The 968-nt window shown below is 63.9% G+C and carries 1 protein-coding gene; it reads left to right on the forward strand.

Annotated features, from left to right (window positions below):
* Nucleotides 1–12: 12 nt before the first annotated feature.
* The coding region (locus AC0V2Y_RS28465) for a malonate decarboxylase subunit alpha (protein ID WP_475416335.1) at nucleotides 13–968 on the forward strand (956 nt) is incomplete at its 3' end.

A 968-nucleotide genomic window follows, 5' to 3' on the forward strand; every position in this document is an offset into this window, starting at 1 on the left:
TCCGGAGGCATGATGTCAACCGCCACAGCAGCGCCAGCGCAGCGGCAAAAACAATGGGACACGCGGCGCACCGAGAAACGCCGACGCCTCGACGCCGTGCGCCAGTACGCCAGCGGCCCCGTGCTGCAACCGGGCGACATGGTCGCCGTGCTCGAAGCGCTGCTCGCGCCGGGCGACCGCGTCGTCCTTGAAGGCAATAACCAGAAGCAGGCCGACTTCCTCGCCCGCATGTTGACCCAGGTCAACCCCGACAAGATCCACCATCTGCACCTGATCATGCCCAGCGTCAGCCTGCCAGAACACCTGGACCTGTTCGAGCGCGGTATCGCCCGCAAGCTGGACTTTTCCTTCGCCGGCACGCAAAGCCTGCGCATCGCCCAGTTCCTGCAGGATGGCTTGCTCGAAGTGGGCGCCATCCACACGTATATCGAGCTGTATGCGCGCCTGTTCGTCGACCTCACGCCCAACGTCGTCATGGTGGCCGGCTACATGGCCGACCGCCAGGGCAATCTGTACACGGGCCCCAGCACGGAGGACACGCCCACGCTGGTCGAATCGGCGGCCTTCCGCGACGGCATCGTCATCGCCCAGGTGAACCAGATCGTCGACGACGTCAGCGACTTGCCCCGGGTCGACGTACCCGGCTCGTGGATCGATTTCGTGGTGCAGTCCGACAAACCGTTCTTCATCGAACCCCTGTTTACCCGCGACCCGCGCGTGATCAAGCCCGTGCACGTGCTGATGGCCATGATGGCGATCCGCGGCGTGTATGAAAAACACCAGGTGCAGTCGCTCAATCACGGCATCGGCTTCAATACGGCCGCCATCGAGCTGATTCTGCCCACGTATGGCGAGCAACTGGGCTTGAAGGGCAAGATTTGCCGCAACTGGGTGCTCAACCCCCATCCCACCCTGATCCCCGCCATCGAGACGGGCTGGGTCGAGAGCGTGCACTGCTTCGGCGCAGA

It is taken from the genome of Janthinobacterium sp. BHSEK, assembly GCF_056174685.1.